General features: G+C 44.5%; 30 protein-coding genes and 1 pseudogene. All 31 read left to right on the top strand.

The features are described from left to right. The first annotated feature begins 193 nt into the window (after positions 1-193). The 31 genes and pseudogenes from HMPREF9624_RS09005 to HMPREF9624_RS08860 all read left to right on the top strand — a co-directional run bounded on the left by HMPREF9624_RS09005 (position 194) and on the right by HMPREF9624_RS08860 (position 17006). Positions 194-1282 carry an FAD:protein FMN transferase gene (locus HMPREF9624_RS09005; RefSeq protein ID WP_009537464.1) on the top strand — a complete coding sequence of 363 codons (1089 nt, stop codon included), beginning with the start codon at positions 194-196 and terminating at the stop codon, positions 1280-1282. 541 nt (positions 1283-1823) lie between these two features. Then, positions 1824-2141 (top strand): 30S ribosomal protein S10, encoded by a 318-nt coding sequence (gene rpsJ / locus HMPREF9624_RS09000; protein WP_009429182.1) that lies wholly within the window; start codon positions 1824-1826, stop codon positions 2139-2141. 44 nt (positions 2142-2185) lie between these two features. Continuing rightward, the gene (gene rplC, locus HMPREF9624_RS08995; protein WP_009427877.1) at positions 2186-2815 is read left to right on the top strand and encodes a 50S ribosomal protein L3; all 630 of its coding nucleotides are present in this window, start codon (positions 2186-2188) and stop codon (positions 2813-2815) included. Between the two features lie 25 nt (positions 2816-2840). Next, a pseudogene (rplD, locus tag HMPREF9624_RS08990) lies at positions 2841-3462 on the top strand (50S ribosomal protein L4). Further along, a complete protein-coding gene (gene rplW, locus HMPREF9624_RS08985) occupies positions 3462-3761 on the top strand; it encodes a 50S ribosomal protein L23 (protein WP_009428924.1) in 300 nt (99 codons plus the stop codon). The pseudogene rplD and the gene rplW overlap by 1 nt, the downstream one beginning before the upstream one ends. Before the next feature lie 66 nt (positions 3762-3827). Then, positions 3828-4673, top strand: coding sequence for a 50S ribosomal protein L2 (gene rplB, locus HMPREF9624_RS08980; RefSeq protein ID WP_009428381.1), 846 nt, complete (start codon positions 3828-3830; stop codon positions 4671-4673). A gap of 19 nt (positions 4674-4692) precedes the next feature. Next, positions 4693-4971 carry a 30S ribosomal protein S19 gene (rpsS, locus tag HMPREF9624_RS08975; protein WP_007157676.1) on the top strand — a complete coding sequence of 93 codons (279 nt, stop codon included), beginning with the start codon at positions 4693-4695 and terminating at the stop codon, positions 4969-4971. A 29-nt stretch (positions 4972-5000) separates the two neighbouring features. Continuing rightward, positions 5001-5390, top strand: coding sequence for a 50S ribosomal protein L22 (rplV, locus tag HMPREF9624_RS08970; RefSeq protein WP_009429205.1), 390 nt, complete (start codon positions 5001-5003; stop codon positions 5388-5390). 13 nt (positions 5391-5403) lie between these two features. Then, positions 5404-6066, top strand: coding sequence for a 30S ribosomal protein S3 (gene rpsC, locus HMPREF9624_RS08965; RefSeq protein ID WP_009428769.1), 663 nt, complete (start codon positions 5404-5406; stop codon positions 6064-6066). A gap of 2 nt (positions 6067-6068) precedes the next feature. Beyond that, positions 6069-6497 (top strand): 50S ribosomal protein L16, encoded by a 429-nt coding sequence (gene rplP / locus HMPREF9624_RS08960; RefSeq protein ID WP_009428107.1) that lies wholly within the window; start codon positions 6069-6071, stop codon positions 6495-6497. Continuing rightward, on the top strand, positions 6497-6700 hold the full coding sequence (gene rpmC / locus HMPREF9624_RS08955; RefSeq protein ID WP_009429537.1) for a 50S ribosomal protein L29: 204 nt from the start codon (positions 6497-6499) through the stop codon (positions 6698-6700). The genes rplP and rpmC overlap by 1 nt, the downstream gene beginning before the upstream one ends. A 17-nt stretch (positions 6701-6717) precedes the next feature. Beyond that, on the top strand, positions 6718-6972 hold the full coding sequence (gene rpsQ / locus HMPREF9624_RS08950) for a 30S ribosomal protein S17 (RefSeq protein ID WP_009428831.1): 255 nt from the start codon (positions 6718-6720) through the stop codon (positions 6970-6972). Between the two features lie 24 nt (positions 6973-6996). Then, positions 6997-7365 carry a 50S ribosomal protein L14 gene (rplN, locus tag HMPREF9624_RS08945; RefSeq protein WP_009428822.1) on the top strand — a complete coding sequence of 123 codons (369 nt, stop codon included), beginning with the start codon at positions 6997-6999 and terminating at the stop codon, positions 7363-7365. Positions 7366-7378: 13 nt separating this feature from the next. Next, positions 7379-7684 carry a 50S ribosomal protein L24 gene (gene rplX, locus HMPREF9624_RS08940; protein WP_009428271.1) on the top strand — a complete coding sequence of 102 codons (306 nt, stop codon included), beginning with the start codon at positions 7379-7381 and terminating at the stop codon, positions 7682-7684. A gap of 19 nt (positions 7685-7703) precedes the next feature. Then, on the top strand, positions 7704-8243 hold the full coding sequence (rplE, locus tag HMPREF9624_RS08935; protein WP_009428901.1) for a 50S ribosomal protein L5: 540 nt from the start codon (positions 7704-7706) through the stop codon (positions 8241-8243). 12 nt (positions 8244-8255) lie between these two features. Then, on the top strand, positions 8256-8441 hold the full coding sequence (locus HMPREF9624_RS08930; RefSeq protein ID WP_007157667.1) for a type Z 30S ribosomal protein S14: 186 nt from the start codon (positions 8256-8258) through the stop codon (positions 8439-8441). 110 nt (positions 8442-8551) lie between these two features. Then, positions 8552-8953 carry a 30S ribosomal protein S8 gene (gene rpsH, locus HMPREF9624_RS08925; RefSeq protein ID WP_009429951.1) on the top strand — a complete coding sequence of 134 codons (402 nt, stop codon included), beginning with the start codon at positions 8552-8554 and terminating at the stop codon, positions 8951-8953. A gap of 61 nt (positions 8954-9014) precedes the next feature. Next, positions 9015-9554: a 50S ribosomal protein L6 gene (rplF, locus tag HMPREF9624_RS08920; protein ID WP_009428638.1), complete on the top strand. Its 540-nt coding sequence runs from the start codon at positions 9015-9017 to the stop codon at positions 9552-9554. 15 nt (positions 9555-9569) lie between these two features. Beyond that, positions 9570-9932, top strand: a complete 363-nt coding sequence (rplR, locus tag HMPREF9624_RS08915; RefSeq protein WP_009537462.1) for a 50S ribosomal protein L18 — start codon at positions 9570-9572, stop codon at positions 9930-9932. 21 nt (positions 9933-9953) lie between these two features. Then, the gene (rpsE, locus tag HMPREF9624_RS08910; RefSeq protein WP_009429890.1) at positions 9954-10463 is read left to right on the top strand and encodes a 30S ribosomal protein S5; all 510 of its coding nucleotides are present in this window, start codon (positions 9954-9956) and stop codon (positions 10461-10463) included. 12 nt (positions 10464-10475) lie between these two features. Continuing rightward, a complete protein-coding gene (gene rpmD, locus HMPREF9624_RS08905; protein WP_009428035.1) occupies positions 10476-10658 on the top strand; it encodes a 50S ribosomal protein L30 in 183 nt (60 codons plus the stop codon). 11 nt (positions 10659-10669) lie between these two features. Beyond that, positions 10670-11113: a 50S ribosomal protein L15 gene (gene rplO, locus HMPREF9624_RS08900; protein WP_009428950.1), complete on the top strand. Its 444-nt coding sequence runs from the start codon at positions 10670-10672 to the stop codon at positions 11111-11113. Continuing rightward, positions 11113-12453 (top strand): preprotein translocase subunit SecY, encoded by a 1341-nt coding sequence (secY, locus tag HMPREF9624_RS08895; RefSeq protein WP_009429790.1) that lies wholly within the window; start codon positions 11113-11115, stop codon positions 12451-12453. Before rplO ends, secY begins: the two co-directional genes overlap by 1 nt. Before the next feature lie 90 nt (positions 12454-12543). After that, positions 12544-13194: an adenylate kinase gene (locus HMPREF9624_RS08890; protein WP_009537461.1), complete on the top strand. Its 651-nt coding sequence runs from the start codon at positions 12544-12546 to the stop codon at positions 13192-13194. 18 nt (positions 13195-13212) lie between these two features. Next, positions 13213-13968 carry a type I methionyl aminopeptidase gene (gene map / locus HMPREF9624_RS08885; protein WP_009428979.1) on the top strand — a complete coding sequence of 252 codons (756 nt, stop codon included), beginning with the start codon at positions 13213-13215 and terminating at the stop codon, positions 13966-13968. Positions 13969-13975: 7 nt separating this feature from the next. Next, positions 13976-14194 (top strand): translation initiation factor IF-1, encoded by a 219-nt coding sequence (gene infA / locus HMPREF9624_RS08880; protein WP_009428414.1) that lies wholly within the window; start codon positions 13976-13978, stop codon positions 14192-14194. A gap of 86 nt (positions 14195-14280) precedes the next feature. Then, the gene (gene rpmJ, locus HMPREF9624_RS11590; protein ID WP_003022746.1) at positions 14281-14394 is read left to right on the top strand and encodes a 50S ribosomal protein L36; all 114 of its coding nucleotides are present in this window, start codon (positions 14281-14283) and stop codon (positions 14392-14394) included. Between the two features lie 19 nt (positions 14395-14413). Continuing rightward, positions 14414-14782, top strand: a complete 369-nt coding sequence (rpsM, locus tag HMPREF9624_RS08875) for a 30S ribosomal protein S13 (protein ID WP_009427890.1) — start codon at positions 14414-14416, stop codon at positions 14780-14782. Positions 14783-14860: 78 nt separating this feature from the next. Continuing rightward, on the top strand, positions 14861-15256 hold the full coding sequence (gene rpsK, locus HMPREF9624_RS08870) for a 30S ribosomal protein S11 (protein ID WP_009429169.1): 396 nt from the start codon (positions 14861-14863) through the stop codon (positions 15254-15256). A 187-nt stretch (positions 15257-15443) separates the two neighbouring features. Continuing rightward, positions 15444-16037 (top strand): 30S ribosomal protein S4, encoded by a 594-nt coding sequence (gene rpsD / locus HMPREF9624_RS08865; protein ID WP_009428679.1) that lies wholly within the window; start codon positions 15444-15446, stop codon positions 16035-16037. A 24-nt stretch (positions 16038-16061) separates the two neighbouring features. Next, a complete protein-coding gene (locus tag HMPREF9624_RS08860; RefSeq protein ID WP_009537460.1) occupies positions 16062-17006 on the top strand; it encodes a DNA-directed RNA polymerase subunit alpha in 945 nt (314 codons plus the stop codon). Positions 17007-17024: the final 18 nt, after the last annotated feature.

The raw sequence follows: 17024 nt of genomic DNA, 5'->3' as shown, positions 1-17024 counted from the left end.
TTTATCGGTGGAAAAGAAAAAAAGATTAACGCGAGGAATGAACGAGGGGAAGAGAAATCCCGTAAACCATCATATAAAATAATGGAAATAATTTCTTGAATTTTTTCGAAAGAATCCTATAGCTTTTCCTAACTATGTCTTGTATCATGAAAAATATTTTATAACAACGGTGTGAATTCATAGAAGGAAATAGATGAAAAGTCAATTTTGGAAAAAGGAAAGGCAGCACTTCGGGAGCCTGGTGTTTCTGGTTCTTCTTTGTTTATCCTTAGCTGCCTGCGGGAAAAGAGAGCGTTATCAGGATCAGTTTACGGATGTTTTTAATACGGCTTCCATGGTTATCGGTTATGAAGAATCCGAAGAAGCTTTTCAGAAGAAGGCGGAACAAATACACGAAAGCCTCTTACACTATCATAGACTCTTTGATGTTTATACAGATTATCCCGGGGTTGAAAATTTAAAGAGGGTAAATGAAGAGGCCGGGAAAGCACCGGTAAAGGTGGACCCGGATATCATGGCACTGCTCAAGTTCGGGAAGGAAATGGACGTCCGGACGAACGGGAAGGTGAATATTGCGTATGGGGCGGTGCTTTCTCTTTGGCATGACAAGAGGGAAGAAGGAATTGCCAATCCGGAAAAAGCAAGTCTTCCGGAAGAAAAGGATTTGGAAGAGGCTGCAAAGCACTGTAATATAGAAGATCTCATTCTGGACGAAGAGAAGATGACCGTGTATTTTCGAGATCCGGATCTTCGACTGGATGTCGGCGGGATTGCAAAGGGTTGGGCAGTGGAAAGAGTGGCGGAACTTCTGGAAAAAGAAGGTGCCAAGTCGTATCTTTTAAATATTGGAGGAAATCTTCGTGCCATCGGAAAGAAAGGAGACGGCACAAAGTGGATTTGCCCGGTACAAAACCCCTTCTATATAGATGGAGAAGAGGATAATCCCTACGCCGTGTCCGGTGAAATCGCGGAAATTTCTTTAGTGACAAGCGGCGATTATGAACGCTATTTTACTGTGGATGGCGTTCGTTATGCGCATATTGTGGATCCGGAGACAAGGTATCCTGCGAATAGACACCGTTCCGTGACGATTCTTACCAAGGACTCCGCCCTTGCGGATACCCTTTCGACGGCATTGTTTATTCTTTCCGTAGAAGACGGGAAAAGCCTGCTGGAAAAAATACGGAAAGAGGATTCGCTGGAAATTGATGCGATGTGGGTGGAGCCGGATCACAGTATGGCGTATACGGAGCATTTTCTGAATCGAATCGATGCGGAATAACAAAATACGCATAATCCGGAATAAGAATAATGAGCATAGACCGGGATAAGAGCTTTATTTGGGAGAGTATCGGAACGGCAGTCTGCATTGTTATCCGGAGAGACTGTAAATAGGGGCTTTACAAGGCCTCTATTTTAGTATAGTATTATGACACGCTCGGAGGCGTGGAAATGAGAAAGAGAAGTTCTTTTGTTGTTTTTAATTCATAACGAGTATCGTGCGCAAAGCGTGCGGTATCTCGTTTAATACAAAACTCGAGAAAAATCTCTTGTCAGACTGTGGACTTTATGTTATCCTTGTACGGCTGTGGCATGATAGCAATGAAGGAAAAGATTGCTGGAGAGACGAAAACCGAAAGGCATAAGTTTCTGCAGAGAACTTTCCGGAGCGAATGTCAAGTTTAGAAACTGACGGCAGGTCACTGTACTACAATTTAAGCACCAAGCAGCGGGTGCGGCGTGTGTATTTGTATAAGATACGCGCGGAAACGTGTACAGTCACCAACTTATCGTCAATAACCCGATAGGAGGCGACTTTTTTTATGGCAAGTCAAGTAATGAGAATCACCTTAAAGGCTTATGAGCATAGCCTTGTGGACGAATCAGCCGCAAAAATCGTAGAGAACTGCAAGAAAACCGGTTCTCAGGTTTCCGGCCCTGTACCACTTCCCACGAAGAAGGAAGTAGTAACCATCCTTCGTGCGGTACACAAGTACAAGGACTCTCGTGAGCAGTTCGAGCAGAGAACACACAAGAGATTGATTGATGTCATCAATCCGAACCAAAAGACCATGGACAGTCTGCAGAGACTGGAAATGCCTGCAGGTGTATTCGTAGACATCAAGATGAAAAACAAATAATTCTAGTATGAACCGATGAGGTTCCGCTGTAGAAAGGAGAACAAATGAAGAAAGCTATTTTGGCAACAAAAGTAGGAATGACACAGGTTTGGGATGAAAACGGCGTGTTGATTCCAGTAACTGTACTTCAGGCAGGCCCCTGTGTGGTTACTCAGGTAAAGACCCTTGAGAACGACGGTTACAAGGCAGTTCAGGTGGGATTTTTAGAGAAGAGAGAAAAGCTGGTAAACAAGCCCCTTAAGGGACAGTTCGACAAGGCCGGCGTTTCCTGCAAGAGATTCTTAAGAGAGTTCCGTTTTGAAAATGCAGAAGAGTACAAGGTAAAAGACGAGATTAAGGCAGACATCTTTGCAGAGGGAGATAAGGTAGACGTAAGCGCTACTTCCAAGGGTAAGGGATTTGCATCTGCTATTAAGAAATATGGACAGCACAGAGGACCGATGACTCACGGTTCCAAGTTCCATCGTCATCAGGGATCTAACGGTACATCTGCAACACCGTCCAGAGTACTTCCGGGTAAGGCAATGCCTTCTCACATGGGTGCGGTGAAGGTGACGACACAGAATCTTACTGTGGTACGTGTTGATGCAGAAAAAGGACTCATCCTTGTAAAGGGTGCGGTTCCCGGACCGAAGAAGGCTCTTGTTACCATCAAAGAAGCTGTAAAGTCCTAAGACGAAAGGAAGGAGGAACATAGTAATGGCTAACGTATCTGTATTTAATATGCAGGGTAAGGAAGTTGGCAAGATGGATCTGAATGATGCGATTTTCGCAGCACCGGTTCATGAGCACTTATTACACCTTGCAGTTGTGGCACAACTTGCCAATAAACGCCAAGGCACACAGGAAGGCCTTAACTCGTTCGGAAGTTTCCGGAGGAGGAAGAAAGCCCTGGAGACAGAAGGGAACAGGTCATGCAAGACAGGGTTCCATTCGTGCTCCGCAGTGGAAGGGCGGTGGAGTTGTATTTGCTCCGACACCGAGAGATTACACCACTACCATGAACAAGAAAGAGAAGAGAGCGGCTTTAAAAGCGGCACTGTCCAATGCAGTGGCAGAAAATAAGCTGATTGTTGTGGATGAGATTCGTTTCGATGAAATCAAGACCAAGAATTTCCAGAACATGCTGAATGCTCTCCATGTACAGAAGGCTTTCGTTCTTTTGGATGAAAATGATAAGAATACCGTGCTTTCCGCAAGAAACATTCAGGATGTAAAGACGGCTCAGGTAAACGAATTAAATGTTTATGATGTTCTGAGATACGGCACAGTATTAGCTACGAAGGCGGCTCTTTTAAAGGTTGAGGAGGTATACGCATAATGGCTAGCTTACAATATTTTGATGTAATCCTTCGTCCTGTAGTAACAGAGAAGTCTATGGCTGACATGGCTGAGAAGAAATATACCTTCTTGGTTCATCCTGAAGCAAACAAGGTTCAGATTAAAGAAGCTGTAGAAAAGATGTTCGAGGGCGCAAAGGTAAAGGCTGTAAACACCATGAACCTGGAAGGTAAGAAGAAGAGAAGAGGCATGGTTATCGGAAAGACAGCAAAGAGAAAGAAAGCAATCGTTACACTGGCTGCTGATTCCAAGGAAATTGAGATTTTCAGCGCTCTGTAATTAAGAAAAGACCTGCGTGAAAAAATTTCTCAATTATACGCAGGGAGAAAAAGGAGAAAAGTATTCATGGGTATTAAGACATATAAAGCTTATACACCGTCCAGAAGAAATATGACCGGTTCCGACTTCTCTGAAATCACAAAGAAGACTCCGGAAAAGTCCCTTTTGGCGAAGAACAAGAAGACTGCCGGAAGAAACAATCAGGGCAAGATTACGGTTCGTCATCACGGCGGTGGAAACAGACAGAAATATAGAATCATCGACTTTAAGAGAAATGCAAAGGACGGCGTAGTTGCTACAGTTATCGGAATTGAGTATGATCCGAATCGTTCCGCGAACATCGCACTTCTTTCTTACGAGGACGGAAGCAAGGCGTACATTCTTGCACCAAACGGTTTAACCGACGGCATGAAGGTTATGTCCGGTGAGAATGCCGAGGCAAGAGTGGGAAACTGCTTACCGCTTTCCATCATTCCGGTCGGTTCCGAGATTCATGCGATTGAGTTAAAGCCCGGTAAGGGAGCACAGTTGGTTCGTTCCGCAGGAAATGCCGCACAGCTTATGGCAAGAGAAGGAAAGTACGCTACTTTGAGACTTCCTTCCGGAGAAATGAGAATGGTTCCTATCGAGTGCCGCGCAACCATCGGTGTAGTAGGTAACGGAGACCACAACCTCATCAATCTCGGTAAGGCGGGAAGAAAGCGTCACATGGGCATCCGTCCGACAGTCCGCGGTTCCGTTATGAACCCGAACGACCACCCGCACGGAGGTGGAGAAGGTAGAGCGCCAATCGGACGTCCGGGTCCCTGCACACCTTGGGGCAAGCCTGCACTTGGTTTGAAGACCAGAAACAAGAAGAAGCTTTCCAATAAGCTTATCGTAAGAAGACGTGATGGTAGAGCCATCAAATAATTGAGGAGGAGAAAGAATAATGGCACGTTCTATTAAAAAAGGACCATTTGCAGATCAGAGTCTTTTAAAGGCAGTAGATGCACTGAATGCACAGAATCAAAAGACAGTAGTAAAAACCTGGTCTCGTCGTTCCACAATCTTCCCGTCATTTGTTGGACACACCATTGCGGTTCATGACGGAAGAAAGCATGTTCCTGTATATGTTACAGAGGACATGGTTGGACATAAGTTAGGCGAATTCGTTGCAACAAGAACCTACCGCGGACATCACGGTAACGGCGACGAGAGAAGAGGATAATCTGCATAATTGAAAGGAGGACATGAAAAATGTCAAAGGGTCATAGATCTCAGATTAAAAGAGAGAGAAATGCAAACAGCGATAAAAGACCTTCCGCTAAGCTTTCTTATGCTAGAGTATCTGTACAGAAAGCTTGCTTTGTTTTAGATGCTATTCGTGGCAAGGGATTGGAAGAGGCCTTAGGAATTGTAACTTACAACCCAAGATATGCTTCTACATTGGTTAAGAAACTTCTTGAGTCCGCAGCTGCAAATGCAGAGAACAATAACAATATGAACAGGGATACACTTTATGTTGCAGAGTGCTTCGCAAACAGCGCACCGACATTAAAGAGAATTCATCCCAGAGCACAGGGAAGAGCTTACAGAATCTTCAAGAGAAGCTCTCACATCACTGTTATTTTGGACGAAAGAAAGTAAAAGGAGGCAAGGAATGGGACAGAAAGTCAATCCGCACGGTATGAGAGTCGGTATCATTAAGGACTGGAATTCCAAATGGTACGCAGACAAGAAAAACTTTGCTGATACACTTATCGAAGATCATAAGATCAGAGAGTTTTTAAAGAAAAAACTGTATTCCGCAAATGTCTCTAAGATTGAAATCGAAAGAGCAGCTGAGGATAAGGTTCGCGTAACAATTTATACTGCTAAGCCGGGTTATGTAATCGGTAAGGGCGGTGCTGAAATCGAAAAGTTAAAGAAAGAAGTACAGAAGTTCACCGATAAGAATATCTTCATTGATATTAAGGAAATCAAGAGACCGGATAGAGATGCACAGCTTGTAGCGGAGAGCATCGCACTGTCTCTGGAGAACCGTGTTTCTTTCCGTAGAGCATTGAAGCAGGCGATGTCCAGAACCATGAAGGCTGGCGCACTCGGAATCAAAGCTTCCGTAGGCGGACGTCTTGGCGGTGCTGATATTGCAAGAAGAGAATTCTACAGCGAGGGAACCATTCCTCTTCAGACTCTTCGTGCAGACATCGATTATGGATTTGCTGAGGCCGATACTACCTATGGAAAATTAGGAGTAAAGGTTTGGATTTATAAGGGCGAGGTTCTTCCTGCCAAGAAAAATAAGGAAGGGAGCGAGAAATAACTATGTTAATGCCTAAGAGAACGAAATTCCGTAAGCAGATGCGTGGCAGAATGACCGGTAAGGCTACCAGAGGAAATACCATTAGCCACGGAGAGTTCGGTATTGTTTCCATGGAACCTTGTTGGATCAGATCCAATCAGATCGAGGCAGCCAGAGTTGCCCTTACAAGATACATTAAGCGTGGCGGTAAGGTTTGGATCGATATTTTCCCGGATAAGCCCGTTTCTGCTAAGCCGTTAGGAGTACGTATGGGATCCGGAAAGGGTGCTACCGATTACTGGGTAGCCGTTATTAAGCCGGGCCGCGTTTTATTCGAGATTGCCGGTGTACCGGAAGAAGTAGCCAGAGAGGCATTAAGACTTGCTTCTCACAAGCTTCCCTGTAACTGCAAGATCGTCGCAAAAGCAGATCTGGAAGGCGGTGATAACTAATGAAAAAGAATACTTATTTAGAAGAGCTGAAGGCGAAGTCAGCTGAGCAGCTGAATGAAGAGCTGGTTTCCGCAAAGAAAGAACTTTTCAATCTGCGATTCCAGAATGCAACCAATCAGTTGGATAATACAGCCCGCATTACCGAGGTTCGGAAAAACATCGCTCGGATTCAGACTGTTATCACTGAGAAAGCGAAAGCGTGAGAAGGGAGAACAGAAGAATGGAAAGAAATCTGAGAAAAACCCGTACCGGTAAGGTGGTTAGTGCAAAGATGGACAAGACCATCGTTATCGCTATTGAAGATCACGTGAAGCACCCTCTTATTGGAAAGATTGTACAGCGTACCGTTAAGATTTACGCGCATGATGAAAACAATGAGGCCGGTGAGGGAGATACAGTAAAGGTAATGGCAACCAGACCTTTGTCCAAGACCAAGAGATGGAGACTCGTTTCCATCATTGAGAAGGCGAAGTAATACAGGAGCAAGGAAGGAGCATATATGATTCAGCAGGAAACAAGACTGAGAGTTGCTGATAACACAGGTGCAAGAGAGCTTCTTTGCATCCGCGTTATGGGTGGCTCAACCAGAAGATATGCCGCTATTGGAGATACCATTGTGGCTTCCGTAAAGGATGCTATTCCAGGCGGACAGGTTAAAAAGGGTGATGTTGTAAAGGCTGTTGTGGTTCGTACTGTTGACGAGACAAGAAGAAAAGACGGAAGCTATATCCGTTTCGATGAAAACGCAGCGGTAATCCTCAAGGAGGATAACACTCCGAAGGGCACCCGTATCTTTGGACCGGTAGCAAGAGAGTTGAGAGATCATGGTTACATGAAGATCGTATCCCTTGCCCCGGAAGTATTATAAGGAGGGGAGCCGTATGCGTAGAATTAAGAAAGACGATATGGTAAGAATCATTACCGGTAAAGATAAGGGAAAAGAGGGTAAGGTTTTATCCTTCGATCCGAAGACCAATAAGGTAGTGGTAGAAGGCTGTAATATGGTAACCAAGCACCAGAAGCCGAGCCAGGCTAACCCGCAGGGTGGACTCTTGAAGAAGGAAGCTGCTTTGGACGCATCCAACGTTATGCTGGTAGTAGACGGACAGGCAACCAGAGTCGGATTTAAGGTAGAGGACGGCAAGAAGGTACGTGTAGCGAAGAAGACCGGCAAGGTTATTGACTAAGAGAAAGGAGGAATGAAGGATGGCTAGATTAAAGGATATTTACAATAGCGAAATCAAAGAAGCTATGCAGAAGAAGTTTAACTATAAAAATGTTAACGAAATTCCAAAGCTTGAAAAAATCGTCATCAACATGGGTGTTGGTGAAGCAAAAGAAAATTCCAAGGTTCTCGACAGTGCGGTTCGTGATTTAGAGATCATTACCGGACAGCACGCAGTAACCACCAAGGCTAGAAAGTCTGTTGCAAACTTCAAGATCAGAGAGGGACAGGCTATCGGTTGTAAGGTTACGCTTCGCGGAGAGAAGATGTATGAGTTTGCTGATCGCCTCATCAACCTGGCTCTTCCTCGAGTAAGAGACTTCCGTGGTGTGAACCCGAATGCCTTCGATGGCAGAGGAAACTATGCCCTTGGAATCAAAGAGCAGATTATTTTCCCTGAAATCGAGTTCGATAAGGTAGACAAGGTTAGAGGAATGGACATCATCTTTGTAACAACAGCGAAGACCGATGAAGAATCCAGAGAACTTCTTACCCTGTTCAATATGCCTTTTGCGAAATAATCGGAGGAAAAAATGGCAAAATTATCAATGAAATTAAAGCAGCAAAGACCTGCAAAATTCTCCACAAGAGAATACACAAGATGTAAGATTTGCGGACGTCCGCATTCCGTACTTCGTAAGTACGGAATCTGCCGTGTATGCTTCCGTGAGCTCGCATATAAGGGCGAAATCCCCGGTGTTCGTAAGGCATCTTGGTAAAATGTTTGTAAAACGAATATCGACTGCATAAGCATTCGATATTTCGTTTACATAGAGGGATAGTGCATAGGGCGCATCCCAATAGATAAGAAGAAAGGATATCCGTAAACATGAGTATGAGTGATCCAATCGCAGATATGCTTACCAGAATTCGTAATGCAAACACTGCAAAGCATGATTCAGTATTAATTCCGGCATCAAAGATGAAGAAAGCTATTGCTGAAATTCTTCTCAAGGAAGGATACATCGCAAGCTGTGAAATCGTAGAGAACGGAAAGTTCCAGGACATTAAAATCGGCTTAAAGTATGGAGCTACAAAGAACGACAAGATTATCTCCGGAATTCGCAAGATTTCCAAGCCGGGTCTTCGAGTTTATGCCGGCAAAGAGAATATGCCGAGAGTTCTTGGCGGACTTGGTACTGCAATCATTTCCACAAACCAGGGTGTAATCACCGACAAGGAAGCAAGACAAAAGGGTGTAGGTGGAGAAGTCCTTGCCTTTGTATGGTAATCTGTCGGAATATATTTTCTGAAAACAGTATTTTACTGAGAATTTAAGAGAGGAGTATACTATGTCACGTATCGGAAAGTTACCGGTCGCGATCCCGGCAGGTGTTACTGTTGAGATTAAGGACAATGTAGTAAAGGTAAAGGGACCAAAGGGAACCTTAGAAAGAACCTTTGCAAAAGAAATCACAATTAAGGAAGAGGATGGCCACTTAGTGGTTACTCGTCCGAATGACAATAAGAAAGAGAAGTCTCTTCACGGATTAACCAGAGCTTTACTGTTCAACATGGTTGAAGGTGTAAGTAACGGTTACGAGAAGAAGCTGGAAATCAACGGTGTAGGATACAGAGCAGCAAAGCAGGGCAAGACCTTGACTTTGACATTGGGATATTCTCACCCTGTAACTATGGAAGATCCGGAAGGTCTGGAGACTGTACTGGAAGGAACCAATACTATTTTCGTAAGAGGAATCGATAAGGAAAAGGTTGGACAGTACGCTGCAGAGATTCGCGGTAAGAGAGCTCCGGAACCCTACAAGGGCAAGGGAATCAAGTACTCTACCGAAGTTATCCGTCGTAAAGTCGGTAAGACAGGTAAGAAATAATAGGAGGAAAGTAGAATGGTTAGTAAGAAAAATAAAGCCGAGCTTCGTCAAAAAAAGCACGCAAGAATCAGAAACCGTTTGTCCGGAACTCCTGAAAGACCTCGTCTTGCAGTTTTTCGTTCCAACAAGCACATGTATGCACAGCTTATTGATGATGTTGCAGGAAACACTTTATGTGCAGCTTCAACCTTAGATAAGAATGCAAATTTGCAGTTTACCGATAACCTTGAGGCAGCTCAGTTTGTTGGTAAGGCTATTGCCGAGAAGGCTATAGCAAAGGGAATCAAGGAAGTTGTTTTTGACAGAGCCGGATTCCTGTACCATGGTAAGGTTCAGGCCCTTGCAGACGCTGCAAGAGAAGCCGGACTTGTATTCTAATCGAGAGGAGAAATCACTAAGATGAAGCGCGAAAAAATTGACGCAAATCAGTTAGAATTAAACGACAGTGTTGTAGCTATCAAGCGTGTAGCGAAGACTGTTAAGGGTGGTCGTACCATGAGATTCTCCGCTCTTGTTGTAGTAGGAGACGGAAACGGCCATGTGGGTTGCGGAACCGGTAAGGCAACTGAGGTTCCTGAAGCAATCCGTAAGGCAAAAGAGGCTGCAGTAAGAAATATGGTTACTGTACCTGTAAATGAGGATAAGTCCGTTCCGCATGATTATATCGGAAAGTTCGGTGCTTCCACCGTTCTTCTGAAGAAGGCTCCGGAAGGAACCGGAATCATCGCCGGCGGTCCGGCACGTATGGTCTGCGAGCTCGCAGGAATTAAGAATATCCGTACAAAATCCTTAGGATCCAATAATAAGACAAATGTGGTTTATGCTACTTTACAGGGTCTTACTTCCATGAAGACACCGGAGCAGTTCGCAATTCTTCGCGGTAAGACCGTAGCAGAGATTACAGGTTAAGGGAGGGTTATCATGGCAGATAAATTAAGAATTACTTTAGTAAAGTCTCCAATCGGTGCCATCCCTAAGCAGAAGGCAACTGTGCAAGCTCTTGGATTAAAGAAGATTCGTCAATCCGTTGAGCTTCCCAACAACGGCGCTACCAAGGGAATGATTCAGAAGGTCAATCACTTGGTTAAAGTGGAAGAGATTTAAGGAGGCGAAATATGGAGTTAGCAAAGTTATCCCCTGCAGAGGGCTCTAAGCACTCCCAGAATTTCCGTCGCGGCAGAGGCCACGGTTCAGGAAATGGTAAGACGGCAGGTAAGGGACATAAGGGACAGAAGGCTCGTTCCGGGGCACCGAGACTTGGATTCGAAGGTGGTCAGATGCCACTCTTCCGTCGTATTCCGAAGAGAGGATTTACGGATCCCAACTCTAAGGTAATTACCGGAATCAACGTTTCCGTATTGGAAGATCGTTACAATGCAGGAGACGAGGTTACTCTGGAGAGCTTACTGGAGAAGAAAATTGTTCGTAAAGTAAATGACGGCGTAAAGATTCTTGGAAACGGAGAGTTAACCAAGAAGCTGACCGTGAAAGTAAATGCATTTTCTCAGAGTGCAAAAGAAAAGATTGAGGCTTGTGGCGGAACCTGTGAGGTGATTTAATGCTTCAAACAATACGGAATGCATTTAAGGTGAAGGATCTACGAGATCGATTGATTTTCGTATTCCTGATGCTTGTGGTAATTCGTTTTGGCTCAAATCTTCCTATCCCGGGTGTAAATCCGGGATATTTTGGAGATTTATTTAAGAGTATGGCCGGAAACGATGCTTTTGGCTGGTTTAATACCATGACCGGAGGTTCCTTCGAGCAGCTCAGCATTTTTGCATTATCCATTACCCCCTACATCACTTCCTCCATCATCATTCAGCTGTTGACCGTGGCGATTCCCGCCTTGGAAGAGATGCAGAAGGATGGGGAAGAGGGAAGAAGAAAGCTCACGGAATACACCAGATATGTGACTATCGGCCTTGCTCTTTTAGAGTCCACGGCGATGGCGGTAGGTTTTGGCGGTTCCGGACTTTTGATCGGATATGCGGAAGGAAGTGTTCTTCGTAAAATGGCAGGCATTGTTATCTGCGTGGTAGCGATGACTGCAGGATCGGCGCTTCTGATGTGGATTGGTGAGAGAATGACGGATAAGGGAGTGGGAAACGGTATTTCCCTGGTGCTCTTATTCAATATCCTTTCTTCGATACCGCAGGATTTTATTACCTTATATGAACGATTCATAATGAATCATAATGTGGCAACCATGGTTGTTGCAGGCATTATCATCGCAGCGGCAATTTTCTGTATGGTTTGCTTTACGGTAGTTTTGCAAGATGCGGAAAGAAGAATTCCGGTACAGTACAGCAGGCGCGTACAGGGAAGGGGAATGGTTGGCGGACAGCAGTCCCAGATTCCCCTGAAGGTCAATACGGCAAACGTTATGCCGGTTATCTTTGCTTCGTCCCTTATGACGATGCCGGTAGTACTCGGACAGATTCTTCATGTCAATAACGGAACAATCATCGGAAAGATTATCATGGCACTGAATTCCGGCTCTTGGATGAATCCGAATGCACCGATTTATTCTTTGGGACTGGTGCTTTATATTGCTTTACTGTATTTCTTCGCTTATTTCTACACTTCCATTTCTTTTAATCCGTTGGAAGTGGCGAATAACATGAAGAAGCAGGGAGGGTTCATACCGGGAATTCGTCCGGGTAAGCCCACAAGCGATTATTTAAACGGAATTCTCCGATATATCATTTTTATCGGAGCAACGGGACTTGCTATTGTAGCACTGGTTCCCATTGTGATTTCCGGCGTGTTCAATGTGAGCCGTATTTCTTTCTCGGGAACCTCTCTCATCATTATTGTAGGTGTAGTTCTGGAGACCTTGAAGGCAATTGACTCGCAGATGGTCATTCGTAATTATAAGGGATTTTTAGACAATTAATCTATCAGCCTCCTTAGCTGCAGACTTTATAGAATAGCTGTAAGTTAAGGGGGCTCATAGTGGTTTTTCACACAGGGGAAGAGGCTGTAGATGAAGATTATTATGTTAGGTGCTCCCGGTGCCGGAAAAGGAAGCCAGGCGAGTCGAATCGCAACGGAATATCAGCTGCCGCATATTTCCACAGGAGATATTTTCAGAGCCAATCTGAAAGAAGAGACAGAGCTGGGGAAAAAGGCGAAGAGCTTCATGGATAAGGGAGAGCTCGTGCCGGATGACATTACCATTGCCATGCTCCTGGAACGAATCCATAAGGAGGATTGTAAAAACGGCTACATTCTGGACGGATTTCCCAGAACCATTCCACAGGCGGAAGCGTTGAAAGAGGCTCTTGCAAAAAAGAATGAGAAAATCGATTTGGCCTTGGACGTAGAGGCGACAGATGAACTCATTATCAAAAGGATGGCCGGAAGAAGAACCTGTCCCACCTGCGGTGCAATTTATCACATTGTGACATTGCCTCCGAAGGAGGAGGGAAAATGCGATCGTTGCGGAGCGGATTTAATCCAGCGAAAAGACGATAACGAAGAGACTGTGAAGAACCGATTGAAAATTTATCATGAAATTACGGAACCGCTTATTTCCTATTATAAAAAGGAAGGAATTCTGGAGGAAATTGACGGGGCGGAAGACTTGGATAAAGTCTTTGAAAAAGTAAAGACGATTATCCGACAGAGATCATAAGGTAGGAAAGGTTTAAGCATGATTGAAATTAAGTCTAAACGAGAAATTGAACTCATGCGGGACGCGGGAAAGGTACTCGCTGAGGTTCATGAAAAAGTTGGAGAAGCGGTTGCTCCCGGAAAAAGTACTTTAGAGCTGAACGATTATGCGGAGAGACTGATCCGAAAGGCCGGCTGTACACCCAGCTTTCTACATTTATATGACTTTCCCGCAGCATGTTGCGTCTCTGTGAATGAAGAACTCATTCACGGGATCCCGACAAAGGACAGAATTTTGAAAGAGGGAGATATCGTTTCCTTCGATATCGGCACAAATTATAAAGGGTATCATTCCGATGCCGCGCGAACCTGGGCCGTTGGAGAGATTTCTTCGGAAGCCAAGCGGCTGGTTGAAACAGCAAAGGAAGCTTTTTTCAGAGGAATTGAACAGGCCGTTCCGGAAAACCATTTGAATGATATCTGTGGAACCATAGGAGATTTTGTGGAGAGCAGAGGCTACGGAGTAGTCAGAGATTATGTGGGCCATGGCATAGGCCATGAAGTGCATATGGATCCGGAAGTGCCGAATTACCGCATGAAGCGAAAAGGACCTAAACTGCAGGCAGGCATGACGCTCGCGATTGAACCCATGATTACAGAGGGAAATCCCGAGGTAAGAGTGCTTTCCAATGACTGGACGGTGGTTCCTCTGGACGGAAGGCTGACTGCACACTATGAAAATACAATTTTAATCACAGACAACGGACCGGAAATCCTGAGTCTAATGAAAGGATAAGCAGAGTATGTCGAAATCAGATGTAATCGAAATTACAGGAAAAGTACTGGAAAAGTTACCGAATGCCATGTTCCAGGTAGAACTGGAAAACGGACATCAGGTGCTTGCCCATATCTCGGGAAAGCTTCGCATGAATTATATTCGTATTCTTCCCGGAGATAAGGTAACCATAGAACTTTCTCCCTATGACCTTTCCAAGGGCAGAATAATCTGGAGAGATAAGTAAAGGTTTCGCTTTACATTTAAAGACTGTTTTGCTAGAATTATACGGCAACTCTGTTCAAATTCGTAAAGGAAAGGGGAATTTTACTTATGAAAGTAAGATCATCAGTAAAACCGATCTGCGAAAAATGCAAAGTAATCAAGCGAAAGGGCTCCATCAGAATTATCTGTGAAAACCCTAAGCATAAGCAGAGACAAGGTTAATTAACAGGAGGAAACAAAGATGGCTCGTATTGCAGGTGTGGATTTACCTAGAGAGAAGCGAATCGAAATCGGTTTGACTTACATCTATGGAATCGGAAGATCATCCGCTGATAAGATTCTTCAGGCTACCGGAGTGAACCCGGATACCAGAGTGAAGGACTTAACAGACGATGAAGTGAAGAATCTTGCCAACTATATTGCAGACCACCAGATGGTAGAGGGTGACCTTCGTAGAGAAATCGCTCTGAACATCAAGCGTTTGCAGGAAATTGGTTGCTACAGAGGAATCCGTCACAGAAAGGGACTTCCGGTAAGAGGTCAGAAGACCAAGACCAATGCAAGAACCCGTAAGGGACCAAGAAAGACCGTTGCTAACAAGAAGAAGTAAGGTCTAAAAAGTAACTAAGAGGATCTTCATGTTTTAATTACAGGAAGAAATGAAAAAGGAAAGTAGGTTAGTTTAACTATGGCTAAGTCAACTGGTAAGAGAGTGACAAAAAAGCGCGTAAAGAAAAACGTTGAACGCGGACAGGCACATATCCAATCATCTTTCAATAACACAATCGTTACTTTGACAGATGCACAGGGAAATGCTCTTTCATGGGCAAGTGCCGGCGGTCTGGGATTTAGAGGTTCAAGAAAATCTACTCCATATGCAGCTCAGATGGCTGCTGAAACTGCTGTAAAGGCAGCTTTGGTACATGGCTTAAAGTATGTGGATGTAATGGTTAAAGGACCGGGTTCCGGAAGAGAAGCAGCTATCCGTGCCTTACAGGCAAACGGACTCGAAGTAACATCCATTAAGGACGTCACACCGGTTCCCCACAACGGATGCCGCCCGCCGAAGCGCAGAAGAGTATAATTGTTTTGCTTCTTATTCTGCATATGGCATATTTTGATAAGAGAAAAGTATGCGATAGCGAAGTGAGCATTATACGAAAACAGTATGACCATTTGGTCAGCCCGAAGAAGCCGACGGTGTAAAGGGCGTATCAAATTTTGGAGATGTTACTTTTAAAGTGACAGAACTTGATATTTAGGAGGATAATATGGCAGTAGATAAGGTTCCTGTGCTTAAAAGATGCAGGTCACTTGGACTTGACCCTGTATTCTTGGGAGTCGACAAGAAATCAAACAGACAGGCTAGAAATGCCAGAAGAAAGATGAGTGAGTACGGTCTTCAGCTTCGTGAAAAGCAGAAGGCAAAGTTCATCTACGGTGTTTTGGAGAAGCCTTTCCGTAACTACTATGCAAAGGCAGAGAGACTTCCCGGTCAGACCGGTGAGAACTTGATGGTTCTTTTGGAGAGTAGACTGGACAATGTCATTTTCCGTATGGGAATGGCTAGAACAAGACGTGAGGCAAGACAGGTAGTGGGTCACCGTCACGTTACCGTAAACGGTAAGATTGTAAATATTCCTTCTTACCTTGTATCTGCAGGAGACGTTGTGGCTATTAAAGAGTCCATGAAGACTGCACAGAGATATAAGGACATCACGGAAGTAACCGGCGGCAGAATGGTACCGGCTTGGTTGGAAGTGGATGAGGAGAAGCTGAGCGCAACCATTAAGAATTTACCGCACAGAGAAGAAATCGATGTTCCGGTAAACGAGATGTTAATCGTCGAGTTGTACTCTAAGTAAAGATAGCCTAAAAAAGGAGGCGGCATGTTTGATTTTGAAAAACCAAACATTGAAATTCTTGAAATTTCAGAGGATAAGCGCTTCGGTCGTTTTGTTTGTGAACCTTTGGAAAGAGGTTACGGTGCGACCCTGGGAAATTCTTTGCGGAGAATGATGCTGTCCTCTCTGCCCGGGGCTGCGGTTTCTGCAATTAAGATTCAAGGACTTTCAGGAGATACGATTTCCGGAGTAAAGGAAAGTTATAGTGAGGTTTTAACCAACTTAAAGTCTCTAGTGGTTTCCCTTCCGGATGGTGTGGAGCAGTTGGAAGCACATTTGGAAGTCAGTGAAAAAGAGGAAGCGAAGGCTTCGGATTTTAAAGCAGAGTCGGAATTTGTTCTTATCAATCCCGATTTACATATTGCTACTCTGGAAAAGGGAGCAAAGCTCTCCATCGGTGTAGTTATCACCAAGGGACAGGGCTATGTAGGGACAGTAAAGGAAAAGGCATCACAGTATCCGAAGGGATATACACTTTTAGATGCATTATATACACCTGTAGACAGAGTCAATATGACTGTGGAAAATACCCGTGTGGGAAATATGACAGATTATGACAAATTGACTTTGGATGTATATACCGATGGCGGAATGCTTCCTCAGGATGCAGTATCCGCTGCGGCTAAGATGCTCTTCCAGCATTTGGATCTCTTCGTAAATCTTTCTTCCGAAGGGGCTGAAACACAGCTCATGGTGGAGAAAGAAGAGGATGATAAGGGCAAAGTATTAGAAATGAATATTGATGAACTGGAGCTGAGTGTCCGTTCTTATAACTGCTTGAAAAGAGCGGGGATTAATACCGTGTCGGAATTAACTTCCAAGACACCGGAGGACATGATGAAGGTTCGTAACCTGGGAAGAAAGTCACTGGAAGAAGTGCTTGCAAAGCTTCGTGAATTGAACTTAGGACTTTCCACTCCGGAAGAATAGATCCGGACCCGGAATTTT

The sequence above is a fragment of the Oribacterium asaccharolyticum ACB7 genome, assembly GCF_000238075.1.
GTDB classification, from domain to species: Bacteria; Bacillota; Clostridia; order Lachnospirales; family Lachnospiraceae; genus Oribacterium; species Oribacterium asaccharolyticum.
This window is presented reverse-complemented; position numbering and strand designations above follow the sequence as displayed.

Excerpts from the sequence above, each read along its gene's own strand:
- rpmD (WP_009428035.1), top strand. The coding sequence starts at position 10,476 with ATGGCAGATAAATTAAGAATTACTTTAGTAAAGTCTCCAATCGGTGCC.
- infA (WP_009428414.1), top strand. The coding sequence starts at position 13,976 with ATGTCGAAATCAGATGTAATCGAAATTACAGGAAAAGTACTGGAAAAG.
- rpsE (WP_009429890.1), top strand. The coding sequence starts at position 9,954 with ATGAAGCGCGAAAAAATTGACGCAAATCAGTTAGAATTAAACGACAGT.
- HMPREF9624_RS09005 (WP_009537464.1), top strand. The coding sequence starts at position 194 with ATGAAAAGTCAATTTTGGAAAAAGGAAAGGCAGCACTTCGGGAGCCTG.
- rpsC (WP_009428769.1), top strand. The coding sequence starts at position 5,404 with ATGGGACAGAAAGTCAATCCGCACGGTATGAGAGTCGGTATCATTAAG.
- rplR (WP_009537462.1), top strand. The coding sequence starts at position 9,570 with ATGGTTAGTAAGAAAAATAAAGCCGAGCTTCGTCAAAAAAAGCACGCA.
- rplV (WP_009429205.1), top strand. The coding sequence starts at position 5,001 with ATGTCAAAGGGTCATAGATCTCAGATTAAAAGAGAGAGAAATGCAAAC.
- HMPREF9624_RS08890 (WP_009537461.1), top strand. The coding sequence starts at position 12,544 with ATGAAGATTATTATGTTAGGTGCTCCCGGTGCCGGAAAAGGAAGCCAG.
- rplC (WP_009427877.1), top strand. The coding sequence starts at position 2,186 with ATGAAGAAAGCTATTTTGGCAACAAAAGTAGGAATGACACAGGTTTGG.
- rplF (WP_009428638.1), top strand. The coding sequence starts at position 9,015 with ATGTCACGTATCGGAAAGTTACCGGTCGCGATCCCGGCAGGTGTTACT.
- rpsM (WP_009427890.1), top strand. The coding sequence starts at position 14,414 with ATGGCTCGTATTGCAGGTGTGGATTTACCTAGAGAGAAGCGAATCGAA.
- rpsJ (WP_009429182.1), top strand. The coding sequence starts at position 1,824 with ATGGCAAGTCAAGTAATGAGAATCACCTTAAAGGCTTATGAGCATAGC.
- HMPREF9624_RS08930 (WP_007157667.1), top strand. The coding sequence starts at position 8,256 with ATGGCAAAATTATCAATGAAATTAAAGCAGCAAAGACCTGCAAAATTC.
- rplP (WP_009428107.1), top strand. The coding sequence starts at position 6,069 with ATGTTAATGCCTAAGAGAACGAAATTCCGTAAGCAGATGCGTGGCAGA.
- HMPREF9624_RS08860 (WP_009537460.1), top strand. The coding sequence starts at position 16,062 with ATGTTTGATTTTGAAAAACCAAACATTGAAATTCTTGAAATTTCAGAG.
- rplN (WP_009428822.1), top strand. The coding sequence starts at position 6,997 with ATGATTCAGCAGGAAACAAGACTGAGAGTTGCTGATAACACAGGTGCA.
- rpmJ (WP_003022746.1), top strand. The coding sequence starts at position 14,281 with ATGAAAGTAAGATCATCAGTAAAACCGATCTGCGAAAAATGCAAAGTA.
- rplE (WP_009428901.1), top strand. The coding sequence starts at position 7,704 with ATGGCTAGATTAAAGGATATTTACAATAGCGAAATCAAAGAAGCTATG.
- rpsH (WP_009429951.1), top strand. The coding sequence starts at position 8,552 with ATGAGTATGAGTGATCCAATCGCAGATATGCTTACCAGAATTCGTAAT.
- rpsQ (WP_009428831.1), top strand. The coding sequence starts at position 6,718 with ATGGAAAGAAATCTGAGAAAAACCCGTACCGGTAAGGTGGTTAGTGCA.
- rpsK (WP_009429169.1), top strand. The coding sequence starts at position 14,861 with ATGGCTAAGTCAACTGGTAAGAGAGTGACAAAAAAGCGCGTAAAGAAA.
- rpmC (WP_009429537.1), top strand. The coding sequence starts at position 6,497 with ATGAAAAAGAATACTTATTTAGAAGAGCTGAAGGCGAAGTCAGCTGAG.
- rpsD (WP_009428679.1), top strand. The coding sequence starts at position 15,444 with ATGGCAGTAGATAAGGTTCCTGTGCTTAAAAGATGCAGGTCACTTGGA.
- rpsS (WP_007157676.1), top strand. The coding sequence starts at position 4,693 with ATGGCACGTTCTATTAAAAAAGGACCATTTGCAGATCAGAGTCTTTTA.
- rplO (WP_009428950.1), top strand. The coding sequence starts at position 10,670 with ATGGAGTTAGCAAAGTTATCCCCTGCAGAGGGCTCTAAGCACTCCCAG.
- rplW (WP_009428924.1), top strand. The coding sequence starts at position 3,462 with ATGGCTAGCTTACAATATTTTGATGTAATCCTTCGTCCTGTAGTAACA.
- rplB (WP_009428381.1), top strand. The coding sequence starts at position 3,828 with ATGGGTATTAAGACATATAAAGCTTATACACCGTCCAGAAGAAATATG.
- secY (WP_009429790.1), top strand. The coding sequence starts at position 11,113 with ATGCTTCAAACAATACGGAATGCATTTAAGGTGAAGGATCTACGAGAT.
- rplX (WP_009428271.1), top strand. The coding sequence starts at position 7,379 with ATGCGTAGAATTAAGAAAGACGATATGGTAAGAATCATTACCGGTAAA.
- map (WP_009428979.1), top strand. The coding sequence starts at position 13,213 with ATGATTGAAATTAAGTCTAAACGAGAAATTGAACTCATGCGGGACGCG.